The 25895-nt window shown below is 45.5% G+C and carries 24 protein-coding genes and 1 other RNA gene; 20 read left to right on the top strand and 5 right to left on the bottom strand.

The window, feature by feature from the left end; genetic code table 11:
* Nucleotides 1–25 precede the first annotated feature (25 nt).
* From rpoD to rnpB, 4 genes are all read left to right on the top strand, one after another.
* Nucleotides 26–1165, top strand: coding sequence for an RNA polymerase sigma factor RpoD (gene rpoD / locus MHB85_RS22105; protein WP_017687256.1), 1140 nt, complete (start codon nucleotides 26–28; stop codon nucleotides 1163–1165).
* 184 nt (nucleotides 1166–1349) lie between these two features.
* Nucleotides 1350–2108, top strand: a complete 759-nt coding sequence (locus MHB85_RS22100) for a tRNA (adenine(22)-N(1))-methyltransferase (protein WP_192134204.1) — start codon at nucleotides 1350–1352, stop codon at nucleotides 2106–2108.
* The gene (locus MHB85_RS22095; protein WP_192134202.1) at nucleotides 2084–3199 is read left to right on the top strand and encodes a Nif3-like dinuclear metal center hexameric protein; all 1116 of its coding nucleotides are present in this window, start codon (nucleotides 2084–2086) and stop codon (nucleotides 3197–3199) included. The genes MHB85_RS22100 and MHB85_RS22095 overlap by 25 nt, the downstream gene beginning before the upstream one ends.
* An 82-nt stretch (nucleotides 3200–3281) precedes the next feature.
* An RNA gene (rnpB, locus tag MHB85_RS22090) (RNase P RNA component class A) lies at nucleotides 3282–3691 on the top strand.
* A 251-nt stretch (nucleotides 3692–3942) separates the two neighbouring features.
* On the opposite strand, the gene MHB85_RS22085 is transcribed toward rnpB, so the two are convergent.
* A complete protein-coding gene (locus MHB85_RS22085; RefSeq protein ID WP_091014010.1) occupies nucleotides 3943–5172 on the bottom strand; it encodes an aminotransferase-like domain-containing protein in 1230 nt (409 codons plus the stop codon).
* Nucleotides 5173–5279: 107 nt separating this feature from the next.
* Here MHB85_RS22085 and pdxR point away from each other — a divergent pair, with 107 nt between their 5' ends.
* Complete coding sequence (pdxR, locus tag MHB85_RS22080) at nucleotides 5280–6800, top strand: MocR-like pyridoxine biosynthesis transcription factor PdxR (protein ID WP_192134199.1); 1521 nt, start codon at nucleotides 5280–5282, stop codon at nucleotides 6798–6800.
* An 86-nt stretch (nucleotides 6801–6886) separates the two neighbouring features.
* On the top strand, nucleotides 6887–7144 hold the full coding sequence (locus MHB85_RS22075; RefSeq protein WP_076211601.1) for a hypothetical protein: 258 nt from the start codon (nucleotides 6887–6889) through the stop codon (nucleotides 7142–7144).
* Between the two features lie 101 nt (nucleotides 7145–7245).
* Here MHB85_RS22075 and MHB85_RS22070 read toward each other — a convergent pair whose 3' ends face one another.
* On the bottom strand, nucleotides 7246–9120 hold the full coding sequence (locus MHB85_RS22070; protein WP_105599723.1) for a S8 family peptidase: 1875 nt from the start codon (nucleotides 9118–9120) through the stop codon (nucleotides 7246–7248).
* A gap of 283 nt (nucleotides 9121–9403) precedes the next feature.
* Here MHB85_RS22070 and MHB85_RS22065 point away from each other — a divergent pair, with 283 nt between their 5' ends.
* The 6 genes from MHB85_RS22065 to thiI all read left to right on the top strand — a co-directional run bounded on the left by MHB85_RS22065 (nucleotide 9404) and on the right by thiI (nucleotide 14254).
* On the top strand, nucleotides 9404–9910 hold the full coding sequence (locus tag MHB85_RS22065; RefSeq protein WP_091014020.1) for a YpuI family protein: 507 nt from the start codon (nucleotides 9404–9406) through the stop codon (nucleotides 9908–9910).
* Nucleotides 9911–10074: 164 nt separating this feature from the next.
* Nucleotides 10075–10293 (top strand): DUF1540 domain-containing protein, encoded by a 219-nt coding sequence (locus MHB85_RS22060; RefSeq protein ID WP_074095869.1) that lies wholly within the window; start codon nucleotides 10075–10077, stop codon nucleotides 10291–10293.
* A gap of 35 nt (nucleotides 10294–10328) precedes the next feature.
* Nucleotides 10329–10742 carry a hypothetical protein gene (locus MHB85_RS22055; RefSeq protein ID WP_091014021.1) on the top strand — a complete coding sequence of 138 codons (414 nt, stop codon included), beginning with the start codon at nucleotides 10329–10331 and terminating at the stop codon, nucleotides 10740–10742.
* Between the two features lie 190 nt (nucleotides 10743–10932).
* Nucleotides 10933–11685, top strand: a complete 753-nt coding sequence (locus tag MHB85_RS22050) for a lytic transglycosylase domain-containing protein (protein ID WP_341073697.1) — start codon at nucleotides 10933–10935, stop codon at nucleotides 11683–11685.
* A gap of 173 nt (nucleotides 11686–11858) precedes the next feature.
* Nucleotides 11859–13007: a cysteine desulfurase family protein gene (locus MHB85_RS22045; protein WP_341073696.1), complete on the top strand. Its 1149-nt coding sequence runs from the start codon at nucleotides 11859–11861 to the stop codon at nucleotides 13005–13007.
* 5 nt (nucleotides 13008–13012) lie between these two features.
* A complete protein-coding gene (thiI, locus tag MHB85_RS22040) occupies nucleotides 13013–14254 on the top strand; it encodes a tRNA uracil 4-sulfurtransferase ThiI (RefSeq protein WP_341074263.1) in 1242 nt (413 codons plus the stop codon).
* Nucleotides 14255–14378: 124 nt separating this feature from the next.
* On the opposite strand, the gene MHB85_RS22035 is transcribed toward thiI, so the two are convergent.
* Complete coding sequence (locus tag MHB85_RS22035) at nucleotides 14379–15089, bottom strand: TerC family protein (protein WP_047843768.1); 711 nt, start codon at nucleotides 15087–15089, stop codon at nucleotides 14379–14381.
* Nucleotides 15090–15176: 87 nt separating this feature from the next.
* Here MHB85_RS22035 and MHB85_RS22030 point away from each other — a divergent pair, with 87 nt between their 5' ends.
* The 6 genes from MHB85_RS22030 to MHB85_RS22005 all read left to right on the top strand — a co-directional run bounded on the left by MHB85_RS22030 (nucleotide 15177) and on the right by MHB85_RS22005 (nucleotide 20949).
* Nucleotides 15177–15836 (top strand): TerC family protein, encoded by a 660-nt coding sequence (locus MHB85_RS22030; RefSeq protein ID WP_091014030.1) that lies wholly within the window; start codon nucleotides 15177–15179, stop codon nucleotides 15834–15836.
* 291 nt (nucleotides 15837–16127) lie between these two features.
* Nucleotides 16128–16622 (top strand): hypothetical protein, encoded by a 495-nt coding sequence (locus MHB85_RS22025; RefSeq protein ID WP_091014032.1) that lies wholly within the window; start codon nucleotides 16128–16130, stop codon nucleotides 16620–16622.
* 177 nt (nucleotides 16623–16799) lie between these two features.
* On the top strand, nucleotides 16800–18644 hold the full coding sequence (gene typA, locus MHB85_RS22020) for a translational GTPase TypA (protein ID WP_036614992.1): 1845 nt from the start codon (nucleotides 16800–16802) through the stop codon (nucleotides 18642–18644).
* A 305-nt stretch (nucleotides 18645–18949) separates the two neighbouring features.
* A complete protein-coding gene (locus tag MHB85_RS22015) occupies nucleotides 18950–19246 on the top strand; it encodes a YlaH-like family protein (RefSeq protein WP_053781242.1) in 297 nt (98 codons plus the stop codon).
* Nucleotides 19247–19336: 90 nt separating this feature from the next.
* Complete coding sequence (locus MHB85_RS22010) at nucleotides 19337–20398, top strand: LCP family protein (RefSeq protein ID WP_105599718.1); 1062 nt, start codon at nucleotides 19337–19339, stop codon at nucleotides 20396–20398.
* 98 nt (nucleotides 20399–20496) lie between these two features.
* Nucleotides 20497–20949, top strand: coding sequence for a pyridoxamine 5'-phosphate oxidase family protein (locus tag MHB85_RS22005; protein ID WP_105599717.1), 453 nt, complete (start codon nucleotides 20497–20499; stop codon nucleotides 20947–20949).
* A gap of 7 nt (nucleotides 20950–20956) precedes the next feature.
* Here MHB85_RS22005 and MHB85_RS22000 read toward each other — a convergent pair whose 3' ends face one another.
* Nucleotides 20957–21655 (bottom strand): YhcN/YlaJ family sporulation lipoprotein, encoded by a 699-nt coding sequence (locus MHB85_RS22000; RefSeq protein WP_192134193.1) that lies wholly within the window; start codon nucleotides 21653–21655, stop codon nucleotides 20957–20959.
* Between the two features lie 152 nt (nucleotides 21656–21807).
* Between MHB85_RS22000 and MHB85_RS21995 the strand changes: the two genes are divergently transcribed.
* Both MHB85_RS21995 and MHB85_RS21990 read left to right on the top strand, forming a co-directional pair.
* Entirely contained in the window at nucleotides 21808–23142 is a 1335-nt protein-coding gene (locus MHB85_RS21995; RefSeq protein ID WP_024628438.1) for a PhoH family protein, read from the top strand.
* Between the two features lie 222 nt (nucleotides 23143–23364).
* Nucleotides 23365–24636, top strand: coding sequence for an ABC transporter substrate-binding protein (locus MHB85_RS21990; RefSeq protein ID WP_105599715.1), 1272 nt, complete (start codon nucleotides 23365–23367; stop codon nucleotides 24634–24636).
* Between the two features lie 102 nt (nucleotides 24637–24738).
* Here MHB85_RS21990 and MHB85_RS21985 read toward each other — a convergent pair whose 3' ends face one another.
* Nucleotides 24739–25818, bottom strand: coding sequence for a hypothetical protein (locus MHB85_RS21985; protein ID WP_105599713.1), 1080 nt, complete (start codon nucleotides 25816–25818; stop codon nucleotides 24739–24741).
* Nucleotides 25819–25895 lie beyond the last annotated feature (77 nt).

Here is a 25895-nt window from a genome sequence, read left to right as displayed (position 1 = left end):
TTTCTAGGGAGGAGGGAGTCGAATTATGGCGAATGATCAGCATACTGAACTAGAAACAGAATTGACACTGGATCAGGTTAAAGATCAATTGATTGAATCAGGTAAGAAAAGAGCTTCGCTGAATTACAAGGAAATTATAGAGAAACTCTCTCCTTTTGAGCAGGATGCAGAGCAAATGGATGAGTTCTATGAGCAACTGAGCGATCTGGGCATTGATGTAGTGAATGAAAACAATGAAGAGGTTACACTTCGTCCTAGTGAAGATTCCGAGAACAACACCAGAGAGGGAGAGGACGAATTCCACTTTGATGATGATCTGAGCTTGCCGCCAGGTATCAAAATCAATGACCCTGTCCGTATGTACCTGAAGGAAATTGGTCGTGTGCCACTGTTGTCGGCAGATGATGAAGTACAACTGGCTAAACGGATTGAGAACGGGGATGAAGAAGCCAAGCGTCGTCTGGCTGAAGCTAACTTACGGCTCGTTGTCAGTATCGCCAAGCGTTACGTTGGACGTGGAATGTTGTTCCTTGATTTGATTCAGGAAGGTAATATGGGTCTGATTAAAGCGGTTGAGAAGTTCGACCACAAAAAAGGATACAAGTTCAGTACGTATGCAACATGGTGGATTCGCCAAGCGATCACTCGTGCTATTGCTGACCAGGCGCGCACAATTCGTATCCCTGTGCATATGGTGGAGACGATTAATAAGCTGATCCGGGTATCCCGTCAGCTGTTGCAGGAACTTGGTCGTGAACCGACACCAGAAGAAATCGCTGCTGAGATGGATCTGAGTGTAGAGAAAGTTCGTGAAATTACGAAGATTGCACAGGAACCGGTTTCTCTGGAAACACCAATTGGTGAGGAAGATGATTCCCATCTGGGTGACTTCATTGAGGATCAGGAAGCACTTGCTCCGGCGGATGCTGCTGCGTATGAGTTGCTGAAAGAACAGCTCGAAGATGTGTTGGATACATTGACTGAACGTGAAGAGAACGTGCTTCGTCTACGTTTTGGTCTGGACGATGGACGGACGAGAACGCTGGAGGAAGTCGGCAAGGTATTTGGTGTTACGCGTGAGCGTATTCGTCAGATCGAAGCCAAGGCTCTTCGTAAGTTGCGTCACCCGAGTCGTAGTAAACGACTCAAGGATTTCCTCGAATAATCGAACTATGGGAGACTTTCCGCAAGACGCTTTAGCGGCGGCGGGGTCTCCTTTATTTTTAATTTAAACGTCTTGATTTCTTGGTTTTGGAAATTCATCCTTGAAATGTTTTATTGGATTTTATTTTATCGCTTTTCCTTGTTCAATGCAAATCAATAAATTAAATGAATGGTGTAGGTGCTTCATGAAACTTTCGAATCGATTACAGCAAATACATGATCAAATTCCCGATGGCAGCCGCATGGCTGATATCGGTTCAGACCACGCGTTGCTGCCAGTAGCCGCAATCCGCAGTGGGAAAGCTGCAAGTGCAGTAGCCGGTGAAGTCAATCCTGGCCCTTATGATGCTGCATGCAAACAAGTCAGCGATGCTGGCTTGAAAGAAAAAATCACGGTGCGTCGTGGAGACGGTCTTGATGTGATCTCTGCGGGTGAAGTGGATGTCATCACCATCGCAGGCATGGGCGGCGCCTTGATTGCCTCTATTTTGGACCGAGGTATATCCAAACTGGAAGGAGTCCAGTTACTTATTTTGCAACCAAATGTGGGTGAGGATATCCTCAGACGCTGGTTACTGGAGCATCACTGGGTGGTTGTAGCAGAACAGTTGCTCGAAGAAGATGGCAAGATTTATGAGATTATAACGGCGATGCCACAATCTGTAAGCCCGATTGCCAATGTAGAGGTGTATCGTGCACGTCCGCTTCAAGGCGGGACAGAATTGACGGAAGATTTGCTGCTGCGGATGGGACCTTATTTGGTTGATCGACCGACGGATGTATTTTTTTCCAAATGGGAAAGTGAGATCGTCAAACTGCAGGGGGTTGTTAACTCCATCTCCAAATCCGATCAGGATTCTTCCCGGGACAAGGCGGCTGAGGTAGAGCGTCTTATCGCAAACTTGAAGGAGGTTTTGGCATGTTTGCCAAAGGTCAAACTGTAATTCAACTGATGGAGCAACTCGCTCCCAAACATCTGGCTGTACCGGATGACCGCATTGGTCTCCAGCTCGGCAGTTTGCAAAAAGAAATCAGTCACGTGTTAGTAGCTTTGGATGTGACGGATGAAGTGGTGGACGAAGCGATTCGCGTCGGAGCCAACCTGATTATTGCTCATCACGCGATCATTTTCCGTCCGGTTAAGTCACTGAGTACAGATACACCTATGGGTAAATTGTATGAAAAGCTGATTAAGCATGATATTGCTGTCTATATCAGTCATACAAACCTGGATGTGGCCGAGGGTGGTATGAATGACTGGATGGCCGAGGCACTTGGCATCGAGAGTAAAGAATCGCTGGAAGATGTACACACAGATCATCTGTACAAGCTGGCTGTCTTTGTGCCTCGTACCCATCATGAGCAGGTTCTTCAGGCCATTCTGGAAGCCGGAGCGGGGAGTATCGGTCAATACAACAAGTGCAGCTTTAACACGGAAGGTACAGGAACATTTGTACCTGGTGAAGGGGCTCAACCGTTTATCGGTACCCAAGGGCAGATGGAACGTGTGGAAGAAATGCGTATTGAGACCATCGTACCCCAAAGTCTGAGAAGTAAGGTCGTTCAGGCGATGCTTAAGGCTCATCCGTATGAGGAAGTGGCCTATGACCTCTATGCCATGGATTTAAAAGGCCGTACGCTCGGCCTGGGACGCTTGGGACCCCTTAGGGAGCCTAAGACATTAGGTGAGCTAGTGGAGGTCGTGAAGACCCAATTCAATGTGCCTCATGTCCGTGTAGTAGGAGATCTGAACAAGCAGATCAAAAAAGCAGCGGTTCTTGGCGGATCTGGCAGCCGTTATGCGCTCACTGCCCGCTTCAAAGGTGCGGATGTTATTGTGACCGGAGATATTGATTATCACACGGCTCATGATGCGTTAATGGCAGGTATGTGTATCATCGACCCGGGACATAATTCAGAGAAGATTATGAAACCAAAAACGGCCGATTGGCTTCGTTCCCGTTTGGAAGAAAAACGATATGATACGCAAGTTACAGCTTCAGAGGTCAATACGGAGGTATTCCGGTTTATCTAAAAAGACAGTTGCTGTGTGATTCCCAGTAATATTAAGCTTGTCTGGGAACTCAAATGCCTGTATACTATGTAATGTTGTTCGGAAAGCTTGACAGACAATCGCTGGTGGCCTTTGTTGCCACGAGAGGAAAGTCCGGGCTCCACAGGGCAGGATGCTGGATAACGTCCAGTCAGCGCGAGTTGAAGGATAGTGCCACAGAAATGGACCGCCGATGGCCGGATTTTCCGGCACAGGCAAGGATGGAACCGAGGTGTAAGAGACCCCGAGGAACGCTGGTGACTTCGTTCCTGGTAAACCCCATCTGGAGCAAGACCTAATGGGACACAGCCGCCTCTTTGGAGGAGGCAGCCTTAGCCCGAGGTGTGTCTAGGTTGGTCGCTTGAGCTGTGCAGCAATGTATGGCCTAGATAGATGATTGTCGCTTCTGGTGGGAGGGTAGTTCCCGTATGAACCACGAAGAGCACAGAACCCGGCTTACGGTAAGCTTTCCTAACTGCAACAACAACACAACACAATGTAGTCCATCTATCAGTCGAGGACAACTCGTATGAATCATCCGATGACCTGACTGATCAGAAAGGACCCATGAACATCTAAAAAAACATAACTCCTGTTGATAACAGGTCTATAAAAATAAGGCGGCAGTTCCGAGATTCTCGGGCCTGCCGCCTTATTTTTGTTTCTCATATCAAGTTATTAACCTTCATACGCTAATGGAATAGTCAAACGTTTATGACAGTTCATTACAGTGTAACAACACTGTCCGATGTTAAGGAAGCATGCCATCGTTGGATGGCGCGATCCATTCTTTCCACGGCTTCCGGAAGGAGCTCAGGGTCCGTATGAGTAAAGTTGATCCGCATGCGGTTTAACTCCGGTGTACCTGCATAGAAAGAATCACCTGGCACAATGCACACTTTCTCCTGGATACCGTAAGTGAACAGATTGCTTGCAAGCATGCCTTCAGGCAATTGCAGCCACAAGAACATGCCACCTTGTGGTGAATTCCACGAGATACCTTCCCATGCTTTGGCTGCCATAAGAGTAGTCAGTGTTCTCATGCGTTTTTCGTAATCCTCTGAAATATGGCGGATATGTGCATCCAGATCGAAAGATTCGAGTAGTGCATGAAGCGCTCTTTGGTCAATGCTGCTGGAGTGCAAGTCGGCACCTTGTTTGGCTCGTGCTGCCATTTTGACAATATCGGGAGCGGCCAGAATCCATCCCGTACGAAGGCCAGGTGCTACCGTTTTAGAGAATGTACTGGTGTAGATAACATTGGAAGAGCCGTCATAGGATACTGCATCCAGTTCTGCGAGAGCAGGGACATCCAATTGCTCCGGATTAAACCGAATTTCACCATAGGGATCATCTTCCAGAATAAGTACGCCGTACTTGCGGCACAGATCCACAGCCTGCTGTCTTCTTTCTCGCGACCATACTTTTCCCGTAGGATTGGAGAACGTGGGATTAATATAGACAAGTTTTGGACGATGCAACTGGAGCTGTTCCTCCAGAGATTCAGGCAACATGCCGTGATCATCACAAGCTACGCCGTGAGATTCAGCCTGATAGGAATGAATGACTTGCAGAGCAGCGAGGTAGGTTGGTGATTCAACCAATACGCGGTCACCCGGGTCGAGAAGGATGCGGCAAACCAAGTCAATGGATTGCTGTGAACCCGTAGTGAGAAGCATGTGATCGGGTGAAGCGGGAATGCCCTTGGATTCAAGACGTTCAGCGATTTTGGCGCGAAGAGGACGGTAACCCTCAGTCTCCGCATATTGAAGAGCGGCTGCTCCGCTCATAAATACTTTTTCATATGCAACGCGGATGGCTTCCAGCGGGAATGAAGTCTGGGCTGGTAATCCACCGGCTAGTGAGATCATTCCAGGTGCCTGAGCGGCCTGGAGCATGTCGCGAACGACAGAGGACGGGGTGTTTTGTGCCATTTTGGACCAAGGGATACTCATGTTATTCTCATCTCCTGTTATTCACTGTTATACTGATATTATAAACTATAATAGACGGACTACACTATAACAGTAAAATGAAGATCATAACAGTTGGGGGAGCACATATGCATATTGAATTAAAGCGGGGAAGCAGTACCAAATTGTACGTGCAGATTGCGCTAACGATTGCCGATCGCATCCGATCAGGACTCATTGAACCCGGAACCCGACTTCCATCTGTTCGTAAAATGACCGCGGATTTGGGTGTCAGCCTGGTCACTGTATCCAAAGCGTATGCTGAACTTGAAGCGATTCAATTGATCACCTGCTCCCAGGGGAAAGGTTGTTATGTGAGAGGTACATTGAACGTGGATCAGATGGAGGATGTGGACCGAACCCAGCGAAACAATGCCAACAGTGAATCCGGTACGTCATGGAATTGGCAGATGGCACTGGTGGATTATTTACCTCGAGCGCAGCTCTGGAGACATTTTGATACGTCACCTCAAGTGCGGTATGAACTTCATATGTCAGCGATTCAGCCTGAACTGTTGCCTACACGAGAGATTATCGACAGCGCCTACCGACTCTCCTCTGATCATACAGAGCGTATGGCAGCTTACGGATCTTTTCAGGGGGATCGTGAGCTTAGACAGATCTTGGCCGAACATTTTGCCGAGCGTGGACTACAGGCTGCACCTGAACGCATGTTAATTACAAGTGGTGCTCAGCAGGGGATCGATCTTGTGGCACGGACTTTTGTCGGACCTGGGGATGTTGTATACATGGAGGCACCAAGCTATACCGGAGCTATTGATGTATTTACGAGTAGAGGCGCGAAGATCATTACGGTCCCGATGGATGACGAAGGCATGCGTATTGATCTGTTGACCCGGTTATGTGATACCTATCCGCCCAAGCTGATCTATACGATCCCGACCTATCACAATCCAACAGGTATCACGATGAGTGCAAGAAGGCGAGCACAGCTTTTGAATCTCGCGCAAAGCTACCACTGCCTCATTCTGGAGGATGATCCGTTTGCAGATCTTTATTTTCGGGACCCTCCTCCGGCATCCATTAAATCGATGGATGGGACAGGTCATGTCGTATATATCAAAAGCTTCAGCAAGGTGCTGTCTCCTGGTTGCCGTATAGCCTGCGCCATTGCAGACGGAAGTGTATTGACCCGGCTTGTGGCTGCGAAATCTACGGCGGATTTGGGGAGTCCGCTGCTTACACAAAAGGCATTGCAATCTTTTATTCAGAATCAGTACGGTGTCTATGTATCCCGATTGAGGGATGAATTGTATTCTCGCTTGTGCGCAGCATCTGAAGTGCTGGAAGAGCATGCTACTATGGGCATGCAATGGCGATTGCCAGAGGGAGGACTCAATCTGTGGCTCCAACTTCCGAGTAACTTGGATATGCGTGAGTTGCATCATCAGTCACTTGCTGCAGGGGTCTCTTTCCTCCCGGGTTCCGCCTGTTATGTAGGAGAGATGGATACACCAAGTCTGCGTATTTGCTTCACCGTAACAAATGTTGAGCTTTTGTGTGAAGGACTTCGTGTACTGTGCCAAGTCATTGACGAAGTTACACCTGGGCAGGGTGGGACAGTGGCGGACAGGCTACCGCTCATATAATTTTTCGGACTATGGACATACATCCAATCCACTTTCGATCTGTTGCAATAGGTTATAGTATCACCAGAAAGGGAGTTGGTTTTGAAATGAACCATTACTGTCCACCGCTTTGCCCGATTGTATGTGACCCGATCCAGGTTGTTGAGGATTATTACATCCCACAAATCGTGCCTGTCATCCACCCGATTGAAGTGATCAAAAAACATCACTGTGTTCCGATTCATCACCACATGTATCCTGTTGTTGTCAAAGAAGAAGACCCTTGTTATGTATCCAGCCATAATCCGAAGAAAAAATCCGTGAAAAAATCAAGTAAAGCCCGCACATCTTCTCGCAAGCGCTAATTGCAGCGGGTGCCCCGGGGAATTGGATATAAACCAAAAGAGCAGCGTACGCCCCGGGGCGCAGCTGCTTTTGTATTTTTTACAGATTATCTTCATTACGCTTACTGCGTATACTTTTTCATCGTATTATCCATTTGTTGTCTGACATGTTGCGGCCAGAATTGCAAAGGAGCGCTGTTGCCTGATGCGGCTTGCAGTGCCTTATAGACATCGATTTGGCCATAGCCGAAATACTTGTCGTGACCCGGATCACCGAGGTCAATAACACTTTGGCGCATCAAATCCATCACTTCCGTGTTAGTCAAGTCCGGGTTCAACGAACGAATCAAACCTGCAAGTGCGGCTACATGAGGGCTGGCCATGGACGTTCCAGACAAGGCCGCATACTGATTGTTTGGATAGGTACTGGCGATACTGGACCCCGGAGCCATCACATCCACATAGTCCCCGTAGTTGGAATAGGAAGCTTTGCTCATATCCGGGTCCGTAGCAGATACGGCAAATACTTCCGGATAAGCAGCAGGGTATCCTGGACGCTCTGTATTATCGTTCCCCGTGGCTGCAATCAGGACGATATCCCGGTCAAAAGCGTATTTAATGGCATCATGAAGAAATTGCGCATCAGCATAATTGCCCAGACTCATGTTGATAACTTTGGCTCCATGATCGGCTGCCCAGATGATGCCTTCAGCAACGGCATACGTGGTACCAGAACCTGAGTTGTCGAGTACTTTAACCGGTAGTACCTTGTTATACCAGCTCATGCCTGCCACGCCTTCGTTATTGTTGACAATAGCGCCGATAATGCCTGCGACATGTGTACCATGTCCCACATCATCCATCGGTTTGCTTCCCGGCTCGACCACATTATAACCCTCAAGGAGCTTGCCCTTCAGGTCAGGATGATTCATATCAACCCCCGTATCAACTACTGCTACGATGACATCTTTGTTTCCCTTGGTAATATTCCAACCTCTGTTTGTCTCGATCGCAGGCAGGTTCCACTGATAATCGGAGAACAAAATGTCATTGGGTATCGTTACATCGGTTTGTTCAGTTACAGTATCATTGGTTAAATACATATAGTGGGGCTCCATATAAAGTGGATTCCACTTGCTTTCGAAATAACTATGCAATTGTTTGTAACTCATGTGTTCTGACCGAAAAACATACGTGTATCCCAGCTTGCGCGCAGATTGCGCTCTCAGATCGGATTTAATGATACGCATATCCCGTTCACCGGGATCTTGGCGAAAACGGATGACGATTTCATTTTCGTAAAAATGACTGGCATTTGCATTATCATGTCCGGTCTTCACTGTAATTTCGTTAAGCGTATCAGGGTGAACAGACTCAATTTTGAATTTACCCTCACGCGGATAAGGGATCATGCGCAGATTTTTGCGCTGATGTTGTTCAACAGCATTTAATACGTTCTGGCTGAACAAGGCAATTACAGCTCTTTTGCCATCTTTGGAGGGTTGTCCCATCACAAAATATTTTTCTTTTCCCAAAGGAAAAGAAGAGGACTCAAAACTTTGACGTTTTTTTACCGCTTTTTTGGCAAGGTTGAGCGAATGTTGAAGCTTCTGTTGTTCCAACTTGCTTCCTTGTGAGGTGGCTTGATCAAAGGGCTTGTCAAAAGAGCCATTGGTATTCATGAGATGAATGGATCTGATATGTTCATGTGAACTTTGGAGATCATTCACATATCGGCTAACCTGCGCAGCATTCATTGTGGCGGTTTTCTCCAGCATGATACTGAGATGTTGCTTGGCGTCCATGCGGGTCAAGAGATCTGTTGCTTTGACATCCTGTACTTTCAGACGTTGCTTACTTGTATGCTCTTCATGAGCAGAGTCGGACAGCGCACTAGGCTTAGGTTCTTGACGATTGGATGTTGGGAGCAAAAGCGTCAGGGCGAGTGCTCCCGCACCAGCTGCAAGGGCCCAGTTAATCCATTTCGGTCTGGACATGATGGATGGAACCTCCTTCGTTCATTTTGAACAATCGTTAACCGTGCTTCATCGTTGTCACTGGTTATATCTATCGTTAGAAAAAGCGGAACGTTTTATGCAAACGAGTTCGAGTCTGACTGCGTATAATAGGCATGTTCAATGGCAGAAACGGAAAGCATGATTAAGGTATACCGCTCGTCAACTTTTTATGGTAGGATTATAGCTGAGAATTGAAAGGTCAGGGGAAAACCACCGTTGGCCGACCTATATGTAAGGACTTATTTAAGGGGGAGCTACCTTTATGTCAGCAGCCAATGTACAGAAAACATGTGAGTCAACTAGGGAAAAGTTAAAACCGGCTATCGATCGGATTGAAAAATTTTTGAATGAGAATGCTTTGCCTGAACTGGATCAGAATCAGACGGAAGAATCAACAGTCTTCTACAAAGGATTTCTTTCAGATCTCCGTCATTTACTCGTTTTTTCTGAAGTTTCTTACGAAAAACTTGGCGTTGTGCTGCGTCGTGCCAACTTTGATGTCGATTTTGCCGAAAAGGCTCTTTATAATACGTATCACCAATGCGTAAACAGCTTTTTCTATCCCAAAAATGAATGTTATTCCGAAGACGGAAGATACGCTTACACAGGACAAGATGCCATTCGTTTCCGTGATAAGCCAATCCGTGCAGTACGGGATGTTATTCTGGAGGTTTCCAAAACGTACGAAGAATTGCGCGATGATCTGGCATATTATGAAAGTGATTACCTGACTCAGCGCCGTATGCAAAATCAACGGAATCACGCCTAATTAACGTTTAAACCTGAATATGAAATTGGACGAAACCGCCCTTGTGGCGGTTTTTTTGTGTTTTTAGTGAGAATCAGACGAGGTGTAATCATGTCATCATCTGGCATTTTGACGGGGAATATCAGGTTTGTGGCGAGGAGACAATAGTAGTCGAGGTGATAAAAATGAGCCAAGACAAGCCAATTGTCAAATGCAGCGTCTCCAACTGCAACTTTTGGGGAGAGAACAACTTCTGCCACGCTGATGCCATCATGATTGACATTGACCAACATGCCACCCGTCGTCTGCATGAGGAATTTGCCGGTGAGACATTTGACTCCGATCACCATGATCACGCACGCACATCCTCTGCAACATGCTGTCACACGTTTAAACCCAAGTGAGCAGTCATCCCTATTCATAACGGAGGTGCTTCCCAATGAAAAATGACGATAATAAGTTTAATTTTCAAGATCGCCCTGAAACCAAGGTTGAAAGTGAAAAACAGCGTATGCGTGTCGATTATCCAAGAAAAGTACATCGCGAAGAATACGGGGCAGAGGTTGCTCCTCCGACTGTCGTAAGAACTGGAGGTACCGAACGGGCAGAGCCTGTACCTGAGAAGCATGAGGCAGACCGTGTCATGGAATCAACAGGTAAGGTTGCGGGTTACATGGGACTTGCCTTCGGGATCGCGTCTTTGTTCATGTGGTCAATCGTACTTGGACCGGCCGCAGCCGTACTGGGTTACTATGCCTATGTGAATGGTCGTAAGACAGCGGGAGCCTGGTCCATTGGACTGGGTGTTGTAGCTACGCTGAGTTATTTTTTCATGATTCCATTCGCTCGCTAACGTGTAAAATGATTCATTCAAAAGCCTTCTGTTCTCACCCATTTGCGGTGAATTACAGAAGGTTTTTTTCGTATATGCGCAGGTTATGTGGAGAGGTTTAACTATTTTTATGAAAACAATGGAACCTTGCTGTAAAACGATGTAGAATAAGGTCATAATACGCTTAATTATACGGGAGTGGGTATAACTCATGCAGATTGATCCAAACGGATCGCGGCAGTTGTTGGAACTGCAATTGTCCAATTTGAATAACCAAACCACTGGATCACAATCGGATGCTGGTTCAACAGTGGATTTCGCCAATGTGATGGACGGGCTGTTAGGTACGGGTGCCAATACGACGAGCAATACAGATTCCACCGCGACGGTCTCCAAAAGATCCAGTGATGGTCTGTTGTGGCTGCAACTCGGAAGCACGTACAATCCAGATATAAATACGGCAGGATCGTCCTCTGTCTCCAATAACATCGTTGAGTCTTTATTATCTTCATCCAATACAGGAATCGTGAATTCCGGTGCATCTGTACCTACGGATTTTGAATCTTTAATTGCCGAGGCAAGTGCGAAGTACGGTGTTCCTGAATCATTGATCAAGGCCGTCATTGACACAGAGTCCAATTTCAACCCAAATGTCGTGTCCTCCGCCGGTGCCAAGGGGCTGATGCAATTAATGGATGGCACGGCTGCAGGGCTGGGAGTGAGTAATTCATTTGACCCTGCCCAGAACATTGATGCGGGTACGAAGTATCTTTCCCTTCAGCTCCAGCGTTTCGGTGGAGAAGTGAAGATGGCACTTGCCGCGTATAATGCAGGACCGGGCCGTGTTTCACGTCTAGGCGTGTCGAGTGATAGCGAACTGATGAGTGTACTTAACCGTTTGCCTTCCGAAACTCAGAATTATATCTCCAAGGTGGAGAAGGCACAGTCGAAATATGTGATCTAAAACTCAAAGATAGACATTTGCGAAAACACATGATAGGCAGGATGAGATCAAATGTGGGAGCAGAAGCGCTTAAAACGCCTGTTCCCGGTTGGTCTTTTTGTGTTGTACGGGTATCGTGTTACAATGCTCACTGTAGGTTCATGAACGAAGAGATAAGGGAGGTCTAACCTCATTTGAAATATTTTGATTATGCTGCAACCACACCTCCCCATCCGGATGTAATTCGTACGATGGCCGAAATTATGGAGACACAATTCGGTAATCCATCCTCCATCCATGGCTATGGAGAGCTTGCCGATCAGTTGCTGCGTCGTGCTCGATCCGGCTGTGCTGCTGCAATCGGCGTTAAGCCTGAAGAGATTGTATTTACTTCTGGTGCGACCGAGAGTAATAATCTCGCGATAAAAGGTGCGGCATTACGTTATCAGTCACGAGGCAGACACATCATCACTACGGCTACCGAGCATGCCTCGGTGTACGAAAGTTTTATGCAATTGCAGCAGTGGGGATGGGAAGTGACATTAGTTCCTGTGAATTCCGATGGAGTAGTGAACGCTCAAAAGGTTGTAGACGCGATCAGGCCCGACACGGTGCTTGTGAGTCTGATGCATGTAAACAATGAAACAGGAGCCATCCATCCGATTGCAGAGATCGGCAAACAGCTCAAAAAGAAAGCACCACGCGTGCTTTTCCATGTAGATGGTGTTCAGGGTTTTGGGAAAATGGAGGCGACACCTGCTGCTTGGGGTGCAGATCTGTACAGTTTGTCTGCTCACAAGATTCGTGGACCGAAGGGAGCAGGTCTCCTGTATGTGCGAAGTGGAGTGGAGCTTACGCCACTATTGTCAGGAGGATCACAGGAACAAGGCCTAAGAGCAGGCACAGAAAACGTGGCCTTGCTGGTAGGCATGGCCAAGGCCATGCGAATGGCAGCAGAAGATCAGGTTGATTTTGCCCGACGTACAACGGTGCTCCGTGATCGATTGATGGAAACGATACGTGTTATTCCTGAATTTGAATTGAACAGTCGCACAGAGGGTGCACCTCATATTGTGCACTTCTCCTATCCCGGGATGAAGGCAGAAGTGGCGCTGCACACCTTGGAGCAACTTGGCGTAACCATATCGACCCAATCTGCCTGTTCTTCGCGTTCGGCTGAACCGAGTCGGGCTCTACTTGCGATGGGCAGAGATGCAGCTTGTGCTGGTGGCGGATTGCGTATTAGTCTTGGAGATGAACATACAGAAGAAGATGTAGCCTTGCTTGAACAGGCTTTACATCAGATGGTGGCGCAGTTGCGGCCCCTCGAAAGGCGGATGTAATGGATATGAACTATGATATGCTGCTTCTCCGTTTCGGAGAGTTTATGTTAAAAGGGAAAAATCGTGCCCGATTTGAAAAAACGATCATTACACAGGTGAAAGCTTTGCTTAAACCTTATCCAGGAGCGAGCCTTCGCAAAGAATATGGCCGTGTTTATGTGGATCTTGGCGGTGAATCACATACTGAACTGATTAAGGTGCTGAAGCGGGTATTTGGTGTGATGTCGATTAGTCCGGTTAAAGTTACTCCATCCGAGCTAGATGAGATTGTGAAAACTGCAGTTGCGTTTATGGACGAAAGGGAAGACGACTTCAAAGAAGGCACCACATTTAAGGTAAATGTAAGGCGGGTATGGAAGGAATTCCCGAACTCTTCCCATGAAATGAACCATTTGGTCGGTTCCCCGATCCTTCGGAAGTTTCAGCAATTAAGTGTTGATGTTCGTCAACCTGATATTGAACTGCGAGTGGAGATTCGGGATCAGGGTACCTATATTTTCAACGAAACCATTCCGGCAGTAGGTGGCTTTCCACTGGGTACGAATGGCAAAGCAATGGTACTGCTATCAGGTGGAATAGACAGCCCGGTGGCAGCCTGGTCTTCCATGCGTCGTGGACTTGAAGTGGAATGTGTACATTTTTACAGTTATCCGTTCACAAGCCAGCGCGCCAAAGAGAAAGTCATTGATTTGGCGCGTGCCCTTGCTGATCATGCAGGAACAATCAAGCTGCATCTTGTTCCATTTACAGAGATTCAAACGGCATTTACCCAGCTGGGTCAGGATAATCTGATTATTACGCTGATGCGACGTTCAATGCTGCGAATTGCATCCAAACTTGCCGAGCGTGAGCGGGCACTCGCGCTGATTACCGGGGATAGCTTGGGCCAAGTAGCGAGTCAGACTCTTCCAAGTATGAATGTCATTGGTCGTGCGACAGATCTGCCATTGTTGCGACCACTGGTTATGATGGATAAACAGGAGATCATTACCCTGTCCAAACAGATCGGAACGTATGACATATCTATTTTGCCATATGAGGATTGCTGTACTCTCTTTGTGCCAAAGTCACCTTCAACCAATCCGAATCTTCGAATTGTGGATAAAATAGAATCAACAATGAGCCATCTGTCAGAATGGGTGGATCAGGCGGTGGAACAAACTGAAACGATCACACTGCATGCCGGTGAAACTTCTGTGGTAACGAATCAGACAGAAGACAATGGCATGAAGGATGATTGGTTCTAAACTCAATAAAAATTAGCATGGCTGACATAATAAGGGCTATGTTAACTGCAAAAAAAAGGACTGTTCGATGAAATATCGTTCAGTCCTTTGCTGTATTCAGATGAAATTTTTAGTTTAAATTAGCCTACGAATAGGAGCGCTGCTGTTCCCCGCCAGATCCCTTGTGGCTGGAACTGCTGGAGCGTTTGCGATAACCTGCAAAGACTACACCTGCAATAACCACAACGATAAATAGAATGCGCAATGCCGGATGTTCAGTGAAGTAAGGCAAGAGTCGCTGTTCCTCAGTGATCATATTGGAAGCCGTATACCCGAGAACGATGGCTCCGACATAGATAATCCAAGGAAAGTGATTAATTAGCTTGATAAACAGGGTACTGCCCCAGACGATAATAGGTACACTAATCAGGAGTCCAAGGATGACAAGCACGAGATGCTGTTGCGCTGCTCCAGCAACTGCAATCACGTTATCGAGTCCCATGGCTGCATCCGCGATCACAATGGTACGAATAGCGGTCCACAAGGAAGTTCCTGCTTGGACATCATTGTGTTCATCTCCCTGATCCGCCAATAATTTATAGGCAATCCAGATCAGAAGTATGCCTCCCACAAGCAAGAGCCACGGAACTTTAAGCAACCATAAAACAACAACTGTTGCTAAAATTCGAATTAAAAGTGCGCCGCCAGTTCCATATAGAATCGCCTTTTTCTGCACGGAAGGGTGCAAATTTCGAGCTGCGAGACCAATGACGATGGCATTATCCCCAGCCAGAATTAGATCAATAAAGACAACGTTCAGCAAAGCCAGCCAGAATGTGGGACTAAATAGCTCCATGATATATGTCACTCCTTATATACGGTTCAATCATTAAGAATAGCATGGACAACTCTGACATACAAGTTAATGTGGGGGGATGAGGACATGGATACACTATGGCTGTTAACTGAAATTTTAATGATCAATCTGGTATTAAGTGGAGATAATGCGGTTGTTATTGCGCTTGCCAGCAAGGATCTGCCACCAATACAACGCAAAAAAGCGGTATGGTGGGGAGCTTTTGGTGCCGTACTGCTGCGTTGTGTGTTAACCTTTGTAGCGGTATTATTGCTGGGAATTCCCTTTATCCAAGCGGCAGGTGGTCTGTTGCTACTCTGGATTGCAGTAAAGCTGCTGCTTCAAAATGATGATGAGGTACATATTCGAGAAGCTTCTACGACTTGGAAAGCTATTCAAACCATTCTGATCGCGGATTTTGTAATGAGTCTGGATAATGTTTTGGCCATAGCGGCTTTGGCAGATGGAGATTTGGCTTTGATCGTCATCGGGATTGCAATCAGTATCCCCATTGTTGTATGGGGGAGCGGGTTAATTGTTGGTTTGTTGAAGCGATTTCCGATTCTTGTATTCGTTGGATCAGGCATTCTGGCTTTCACAGCAGGTGAGATGGTGATGAAAGACCCCAAGTTAGGAGAATGGCTGGGAGGTATGGCATCAGAGGTGCATACGCTGTTACCCGTAGCCATGGCTTGTCTTGTGGTTGCGATTGGAGGCGCACATAAATTTGTGCGGAAGAACGCATAGTTTAATTTTGGATAAAAGCTTGAACATATGACCGTCTGAACCGTCCGGTTTAGGCGGTTTTGTGGTGAGAGGATACGCTTGTCAATACAACAATCATTGGGCTGGTCATAAGTTGCACATTTTAGGGTAATACAGATAAAGGACGCACGCAAAGTGCGACATAGAGTATAGTTTTTTGCCGAAACATCGGATACACTAGAAGCATGATTACAGGTTTGAAAAACAACAGTCAGCATGGAATGCGTATCGTTTATGAAGAAATAAAGTACATAGCCATAGTATAAGAGGTGATTGAGGATGAGAAATGAAAAAGCGATTGGACTATTTATTGTAGCTGCGGGAATTATTATTCTGCTTGGCAAGTTTGGCGTGTTTGGATTTATTGGTCGTAATTTCTGGCCTTTGCTGATCCTGCTGCCAGGCATCGCCCTTCATGCGTTATATTATGCGCGTATTTCACCATCGTGGTCACTCGTTCCTGCCGGCATACTAACGGTGTATGGTGTTTTATTCAGTATAACGAATACATGGGGTGCTGGACTTATGAGCAGGCTGTGGCCAGCATTCTTGCTTGGGATCGCCATAGGGTTACTCGAATATGGAATGGCTGAACGACGAAGACCGGAATATGTGTTACCTGCAGCTTTGATCTTTGGTGCGGTGTCCATCATATTATTCGGATTTACCCTGCTGCAAACGGGAATAATCTATGTACTTGCTGTCCTTTTGATCTTGGGTGGAGTTTGGTTATTACTTGGACGAGGACGTCAAGGGAGAGGCTGGTAACATTCCCAGTGGTCTTTTCGTGCGAAATATCTTGATTTTTACCTATAATAAACTATAATATAAGGGATATAGACATGCGTCGGGATATCACCGACGCTTATTTTGTGAGTAACCTGCGAAATTGCGGGAAGTTTAAGTAGATATGATTTGAAATTGGAAAGGATATGGATACAAAACATGCATTCAAGAGAACACATTCGCAATATTGCGATTATTGCCCACGTCGACCACGGAAAAACAACACTCGTTGACAAGTTGCTCCAGCAATCCGGTACTTACCGAGATCACGAAACGGTACAGGAGCGCGTAATGGACTCCAACGATTTGGAGCGTGAACGCGGTATTACGATTTTGGCCAAAAACACGGCTATAACTTATAAAGATTACCTGATTAATATTGTGGATACACCAGGACACGCCGACTTCGGTGGTGAAGTTGAACGTATCATGAAAATGGTTGACGGTGTATTGCTCGTTGTTGATGCTTATGAAGGCTGTATGCCACAAACGAAGTTTGTACTTCGTAAAGCACTTGAGCATAACCTGACACCAATCGTTGTTGTAAACAAAATTGACCGTCCAGCGGCTCGTCCGACTGAGGTTATTGATGAAGTATTGGACCTGTTCATTGAACTGGGTGCCAACGATCAACAACTCGAATTCCCTGTTGTATATGCTTCCGCGTTGAACGGAACATCCAGCATGGATAATGATCCTGCCAAACAAGATGACAACATGATGGCGATCTACAATACCATCGTTAGTCATATCCCACACCCTACCGAAAATGTTGAAGAACCACTTCAATTCCTCGTTACTTTGATGGACTACAATGAATACCTTGGCCGTATTGCCATTGGTCGTGTTAACCGCGGTGTGATCCGTCAAGGACAATCGGTAACGGTTATTATGCGTGATGGTAAGAGCAAAACTGCACGTATCGAGAAACTGTTTGGTTTCCAAGGTCTCAAACGTATTGAGACGGAAGAAGCAGGAGCAGGCGACATCGTTGCCATTGCAGGGATCAAGGACATCAACATTGGTGAAACCATTGCCGACCCTAACAACCCGGAAGCTTTGCCAGTTCTGAAAATTGATGAGCCAACACTGCAAATGACGTTCCTCGTGAACAACAGTCCATTCGCAGGTCGTGAAGGTAAATGGGTAACTTCCCGTAAACTTCGTGAGCGTTTGTTAAAAGAATTGGAAACAGACGTTTCCCTTCGTGTTGACGAAACGGATAGCCCAGATGCATTTATCGTTTCTGGACGTGGTGAGCTTCACTTGGGTATCCTGATTGAAAATATGCGTCGTGAAGGATATGAGCTTCAAGTATCCAAACCAGAAGTTATCGTAAGAGAAGTTGACGGTAAGAAAATGGAACCTGTTGAGCGCTTGTTGATTGATATCCCTGAAGAGAGCATGGGTTCCGTAATGGAGAGCCTGGGCGCACGCAAAGCAGAGATGGTTAACATGGTTAACACAGGTAGTGGTCAAGTTCGTCTGGAGTTCCTGATTCCAGCACGTGGTTTGATCGGATATAGCACCAACTTCCTGACATTGACTCGTGGTTACGGTGTAATGAACCATGCATTTGACAGCTACGCTCCAGTAGTATCCGGTCAAGTGGGTGGACGTCACCAAGGCGTGTTGATCTCAACTGAAACGGGTACATCTACGTTCTATGGTATGATGGGCGTTGAGGATCGCGGTACGCTCTTCTTGGAGCCGGGTACTGAAATCTACGAAGGTATGATTGTTGGTGAACATACACGTGACAATGATATCGTTGTTAACATCTGCAAAGAAAAACAACTGACTAACGTTCGTTCTTCCGGTAAAGATGATACGGTTAAAATTAAAACTCCGATTATCTTCTCGTTGGAACAGGCGCTTGAATATCTGAATGAAGATGAATATTGTGAGATTACACCAAAATCTATTCGTCTTCGTAAGAAGATCCTGAATAAATCCGAGCGTGAACGTGCAGAAAAACAACGCAAAATGGCTTCTAAAGCTTAATAACAACAAAATAAAAGTTATAAGTTAACGTTTGATGGAACACATATGCACCATCGGCGTTGGTTACAATCCACTAAAGTAGTGGAGGATACGGAATCGATTCTGTAGGAGCGAAGCGTTCGCCTTTATCCCCGGATTTTACCATTGAAAAATGGATCAAAAAAATCTGGGGATAACAGCGACCAAAAGAACGATCCGAATTCGAAACGGTCTCACATGCAGAGCTTTGTAATTAATGTTGTTGGTGTGCTCCATCAACCAGTTAACTTATATCCTAGCATGAACACGAAAGGAGCTGGCTGTGCATGCAAGCATGGTTCGCGTCAAACCCGATCGTAGCCTACATCGTCATCTTTGTATTGATTACTTACGTATATAACAAGGTGTTTCGGGTACGTCAGAAATTGCCACTTGGTAAGGAAATCGTTCTCTATATTTTGATGGCGATGGGCACATTCATGCTTCTTGTTTTTCAGATCGACAAGCTGCCCATCATTCAATGTTTGTTGGTCGCGGTTGGTTTGATGTTGTTAGTGAGAGTGCGTTATTTTATCGAAGGCCGTCAAAAGAAAAAAGCGGAAGCTGCCGCTCGAAACTCATAAATCCTGTCTTGTACAGACCATCCGTTTTCCTTAGGGAAAGCGGTTGTCTTTTATTTAGACAAAAACAGATGTGATAAAGGTGTTGAAGATATGAACTCAAATTCGAACGGACTGCCTCCACGGAGACAGGCACCAACGCAATCCGGTGCTTCTGGATCGAAGAATGGCAAGGGCAAGCAGCCTAAGAAGAAAAAGAGAATGAATGCTTTTGGCAGAATCCTTTTAAGTCTATTGGTTATTGCCATTGTGGTAGGCGGTGGATATACGTACTGGGTATACAATCAAGTCGTGGATACAGGCATCGATAAACCGGTACCTCCCGGGATGTCAGCCACAACCAAACCGATCACGATGCTGTTATTAGGCACAGATAACCGTCCTGAAACGGGCACATATCTCTCGGATGTCGTTATGGTGGCTTCGTTGAATCCGGAGACCAAGACGGCAACCATTGTATCTTTGCCGCGAGACACGCGTATTCAATTGGATGGGTACAAATCCAACAAGCTGAATTCTTATTATCCGAAATTCAAAGCACAGGAAAAAACCACTGGCAAAAATGCAGAGGATCAGATGAAAGAAATGATGGGCAAGTATTTGGATGTAGATATTAATTATACAACCGTCCTGAATTTCCAGGCATTCCGTGATGCTGTTAATGCCGTGGGTGGCGTGGATGTGACTGTGGATAAAAATATGTGTTATAGAGATACAGCCGATGGTACAGATATCAATCTGGTCGCAGGGGCACAACATCTCGATGGTAAAGCAGCACTAGATTTTGTTCGTTACCGCAAATCCAATTGTAATCCGAAGACTGATGAATCCAACGACTTTGATCGTAACAAACGTCAAAACCAAGTGCTGAACTCCATGCTGGATCAGATGAAATCTCTTGGGGGCATTACAAAGATCAGCAAAGTGATTGGTGCAGTTGACAAGAATATGACGACAGATGTGGAATCGGAACAAATGAAAAACTTTATCTCGACGTATTGGAACATTTCCACTTCGGATGTGCATTATACTCCGGTTACTGGAGAGTGGAGAAGTCCATATGTGTATATTAATGAAACGGAACTCGCCAATGCCAAGCAGGCTTTACAAGATACACTTTCAGGTAAAGTAACGGCTTCACCTTCAGGCGAATAACCTTCAATCTTTTAGGATTGGAAGCACGTTAATCGGTATGCTATAATAACATAAACCAAGTACAAGAATTGCATAAAGAAGGTTAGGGGGCTGGTTGAATGTCCGAAGCCGTCACACAATTAACTGAATCTCTTTTACAGCAATTCAAGAATGAGACCTTTGTGCTTTTGAGCACAGTGGATGGAGAATCCGGAGGTCCGACTTCAACAGCCATCTCCTGGATTTATGCGGAGAATGCTTCTACTTTTCGTGTAGCGATCGATCATCGTTCACGTTTAGTGAATAACATGATTACTAATCCGCTCATTACGGTTACTGTCTTTGGAGAAGAGACGGTGTACGCAGTGAACGGACGTGCTGCGGTACGACAAGATCCTCTACTGGATGTTCCATTTAATATGTGCTGTTTCGACATTACCATTGAAGCGGTGAGGAATGCTCTGTTTTACGGCGCTCAATTGTCCTCTGTGCCTCAATATGTCAAAATATATGATCAGCGTGCTGCTGAGAAATTAGATGAGCAGGTTTTTGCTGCCATGAAAAAAGCCTAGTGAGAGATCACTGGGCTTTTTGTTGTCTTTTGTCTGATGAATGCAGCTGCTGCATTTGTTGTTTTTGACTCACGTGTTCATCCGGATTTTGACGGACTTTGACGTCTTTCGGGAGTTGAGGGATAATTCGTCCCACCATGTCAGCGAGTTCTGAAGCAAAACCCGAAATTGGGTGCCCTTGACGAATATGTTCACCGATCTCTTTAATTCGTTCAGTGACATCTGCATCAGCAGTAACGATGGAATCTATACCTTCGGGGTCTTTGCGAAGTGCTTCGGCAACAGCGTACTTAATGGTACCCACCCGAGCACGTTCCAGTTCACCATCAACATCGATGCCAACTACGGCTGTATTACCGAGTATGACGCAGTTCGCATCTTCAACACCTTCTACTTGCTTGGCAAGGGCTTTAAGGTGATTGATTCGTTTTTCATTTGGCATCCGGCCACTCTGTGCATCATCAGCAATGTTGGTATCATGGACTTCACCTGTATTCTCATTGAGACGATCCAAACGTGAAGGATTCATCCGATCTTCCTGTGCATTGAGCATGTGAGATCCTTTCCCTTGTTCTTGCTGAGTTGTTACATTTCCTCCGTAGCTTCTTGGATGTGACGTATGCGGTTCCTGAGAAGCGCTGCGTGTGGAACTGTTGCAACCTGTAAGTATAAAGATCAGAAGCAGCGTGCAAACCCATATTTTCATAAATGTTCATCCTTTCTTGGAGTTTTTCAGAATGGTTGACAATTATTTTGCCCTAGTCGAATACATTTATGTATGGGATCATGATTGTCCATGCCGCTGCTGAAAGATCACACTATTCATGCCTTTAACGACGCCGCTTTGGAGGGGATTGAATGAAAAAGATTTTTGTATTGGATACCAACGTGCTTCTGCATGACCCCAATGCCATATTTGCCTTTGAGGAACATGAGGTAATCATTCCCGCGGTTGTACTGGAGGAGATCGACTCCAAAAAAAGAAATGCTGATGAAATTGGGCGTAATGCCCGTAATGTATCCAGACTGTTAGATGGATTACGAGAGCTGGGTCACTTGCACAGTGGGGTACCTTTGGCTAATGGAGGTAACCTGAAAGTAGAGCTGAATCATCGGAGTTTCGTGAAAGTTCAGGAAATGTTTGGTGAAGTGTCCAATGATAATCGTATTTTAGCTGTCGCACTGAATTATCAGATTGAGGAGAATGAAAAGGAAGTAGTCGAACGTCAGGTTGTGCTTGTCAGTAAAGATGTACTTGTGCGTATTAAAGCGGATGTACTTGGTCTGTTCACACAGGATTACTTATCAGATCGGACGGCAGGACTCAGTGAGTTATATCCAGGATATACGGCCCTAAAAGTTCATCCGTCAGTGATTGATGAGTTTTACACATATCGTTTTTTACCAATCAAACCGTTGCAGTTGTCTTATTCGTTGTATCCGAATGAATTTGTCATTCTTAAAGATGAGATGGGAACCAATAAATCGGCTTTGCTTAAAGTGAACACAGAGGGAACAAAGCTGGAGCCGCTTTTCCTCAGTAATGATAATGTCTGGGGCATTAGCGCACGTAACGCACAACAACGTATGGCATTGGAACTGCTTTTGAATGATGACATCCCGCTTGTTACCATCACTGGTAAAGCCGGAACAGGGAAAACCTTGCTGGCACTTGCAGCAGGTCTGCTTAAGGTAGAGGATGATCATAAATACAAAAAACTGTTGATCGCTCGTCCTGTCGTTCCGATGGGGAAAGATATCGGTTATTTGCCTGGTGAGAAGGAAGAAAAGCTTCGTCCATGGATGCAGCCGATTTATGATAATCTGGAGTTTCTGTTTGACACCAAAAAAGCCGGAGATATCGATAAAATCCTAATGGGGCTTGGCAGTATTCAGGTGGAGGCTTTAACGTATATTCGTGGAAGATCGATACCTGGACAGTTTATCATTATTGATGAAGCCCAGAATCTGTCGCGCCACGAAGTGAAGACCATTGTATCAAGGGTCGGTGAAGGCAGTAAAATTATTTTGATGGGAGACCCCGAGCAGATAGACCATCCGTATCTTGATTCTGCGAGTAACGGCCTGACGTATATCGTGGAACGATTCAAACAAGAGGGAATCAGCGGACACATCATGCTCGAAAAAGGAGAACGGTCCAAGCTGGCACAGCTTGCAGCTGATTTGTTGTAACATTCAGGGGATTTATTTCCCGGAAAATGTTGTTATTAAAGCCGGCTCCTGGAGCCGGTTTTTTGCTGAAAAAATAAGTAAGCGTTATTACACAGAACTCGATATGCTCGTATTATGCAAAAATCAGAAAAAGTGTTTTTCGGCAGGGTAGGACAAGAGCACTACTTATTTGTTACAATAATTGCTGCAGGAAAAAACTAGGTGGAACAGGGAGGGAAGTTAATGAAGCGTAGACATCAGGTTGTTTTGTTCGCGGTATTGCTGCTTTCGTTAACGATCTTGTCACCGAGTTTTGACTTTAGAGGTTCGCAGCTCAATCAGGAACGCGATCAGGAGAAGGATGCTTTTCCTGGGTCTTCGTCCCGTAATGAAGATGCTCAAGCTCCGCTGGAGATTGTAGTCGCCATGTCGGATGAAGAGTTTCAAGCCTTTCAAAAAATAGCTAAAGAAGTTGCTGCTTCCCAGCTGGTAGAGATTAATCTTCGGAATGAGAAGCCGGATACATATAAGCATGTTTTGGATCTTGAATTTTCACTAGGAGAGAACGGTGATGTTGTTCTGCTTGATAGTGAGGAAGTGCAATACTATGCCCAAAAAGGGTACCTGTATCCGTTAAACGGAACAACATTATCAAAGTCGCTTGGAGATACGGTAGTTGGATTACGGGGAATGACAGAGTGGAATGGTTATCAATGGGGGATGCCTTTTGATTTTGATCCCTACATTCTGGCTGCACAATCTTCATTTCTGAAGAGAGCTGGAATGGAGTCATTACCTCACAATAAAGATCAGTGGATCAAACTTACTCAACAAGCCATTGCCGAAGGAATCCCTTTAATTACAATGAACATCAATGATATGTACGGGACAAATGCGTGGTTAAATCATTTGGAACCGAGGATGGCACCTGATCAAGTTAATCAAACGCAATTAGATTCGCAACCGGGGGATCTCCAACAGGGGATTCAATTGATGAATCACATTCAACCTCATATAATGGCCCAGTCTACCTATCCAATGTTCTCATCAACTGCTGACGAGAATAACATACCGATGGTTGTATCCTTGTTATCTCAATTATTAAGTGCTGATCAATCGAGTACAGTTCATAAAGATTCTTTAGAGCGCATTTCTTTTGAATCCTTGGAAACTGTAAGCTCCAGAAGTCTTGTCATTACTTCGGGTTCGGTTGAGGCAGAGGAGGCCAGTAGATGGATTGAAGGAATGACGTCCGCTACGACACAGTTAAAATGGTACCAGGAGGTCAACCGATTGCCGGCAAAGCAACAGGAACTGGATTTGGAGTCTGATAAACTTACTCGACGTTATGAAATGACAAAGAGACATTCCTGGTTCTCAACAACCCAAGATGCCCCTGCTGCAACGACCGAAAGGCTCGCTCTAATAACTCGTTTTCATAAAAAGGTACAACAATTCTTAAAGGGAGAGATTACAGCGAATCAATACGTAAATAGTATTAGAACGACGAACTAACCTTTTAGTTCCTGTTCAAAAAAAAGTCTGGATTTTAACTTTAATGCCAGGGATGCCATTAGGCATCCTTTTTAATTTAAGCAGACTTTTGGAACAATCTCTTTAAAATGATATAGCTAGTTTTACTTCCAGTATGCCTTCACTTGTTGAAACATCGGTTGCTTTCACAAACGAGAGGATTTTCTGTGGATAAAACCCAAGGTCAAATTCTTTTTCCAGCATTCGGCGAGTGGTGTCTGGTAATTCAAGTTGGTTGAATACAAGTTTGTCCACATGAAAACGAATGGAGTTTTGAGGTTCATTTTCTACCGTATAATGTCCTTCAATGCTTAATTGCAACTGATCCCGCTGACCGGAAGCTATGATCTTATCCTGATTAAACTGAAAGGCAAAGTCTTCAAAGATGGGATTTTGCGAACGTAAAAATGCATTAAGCTCATCCTGCCCAATACGAATCGTATACGTTGTTCCAGTTGTGGATATGCCTCCGTTTTGTTTTTGGATAAAGTCAGGCAGGTTCTGCATGGCAGATGCCAATGCTTTGAAATATCGTTTCACCTCATAGATGCCGATATTCTCCCAATAGAGGGTCAGTTCATCCATCAGTTTCTGAATCGCTGCCGCATCTCCGCTGGTGGCTATTTGGGCATCTACTTCTTTTTGCAAGGTGACTACACGTTCCCGCTGGTTTTGAAGATTAGTCTTCATTTCGGTTAGTTCTGCTGTAGTCTGACGAATCTGAGTGGAAGTCTGTTGCAGGTTGCGGTACCGGTCCTGATACTTGTCCAGCACAGCCTGATCCCGTCCAATAATAATCTGGTAATAATCATACAGTACAAACAGGTCTTTGAATGACCGGGCTCCCAGGACCGTCATAAGAAGACTGTCGCGTTCTCCAGTATAGTAGGACCTCACTACAGCTCCGGCCCGATCTTGCTGAATATGTATCTGTTCTTCTTGATCCTGAAGCTGGACAGATAATGTCTCGTATTGTTGAGCCAGCTGCTTCTGTCTGCCTGCGATACGTTCAATTTCGTGATCGATTTCAACGATGGATAGACTTTTTTGCAATATCTCACGTGTATCCTCAGGTGAAGACTCTCCATAGGCATAGGTTGAGGGTAGTTGCAGGAATACGATGATGCATAATATAAATGCGGCAATGCCGTTATGACGTCTCAACGATCATTCTCCTTTCCACTTCTTCAATGACAATAGTACAGGCTAGTTGTCTTCCAGACAATATATGAAACAATTAC

Source organism: Paenibacillus sp. FSL K6-4396 (assembly GCF_038002525.1).
Taxonomy (GTDB): domain Bacteria; phylum Bacillota; class Bacilli; order Paenibacillales; family Paenibacillaceae; genus Paenibacillus; species Paenibacillus amylolyticus_B.
This window is presented reverse-complemented; position numbering and strand designations above follow the sequence as displayed.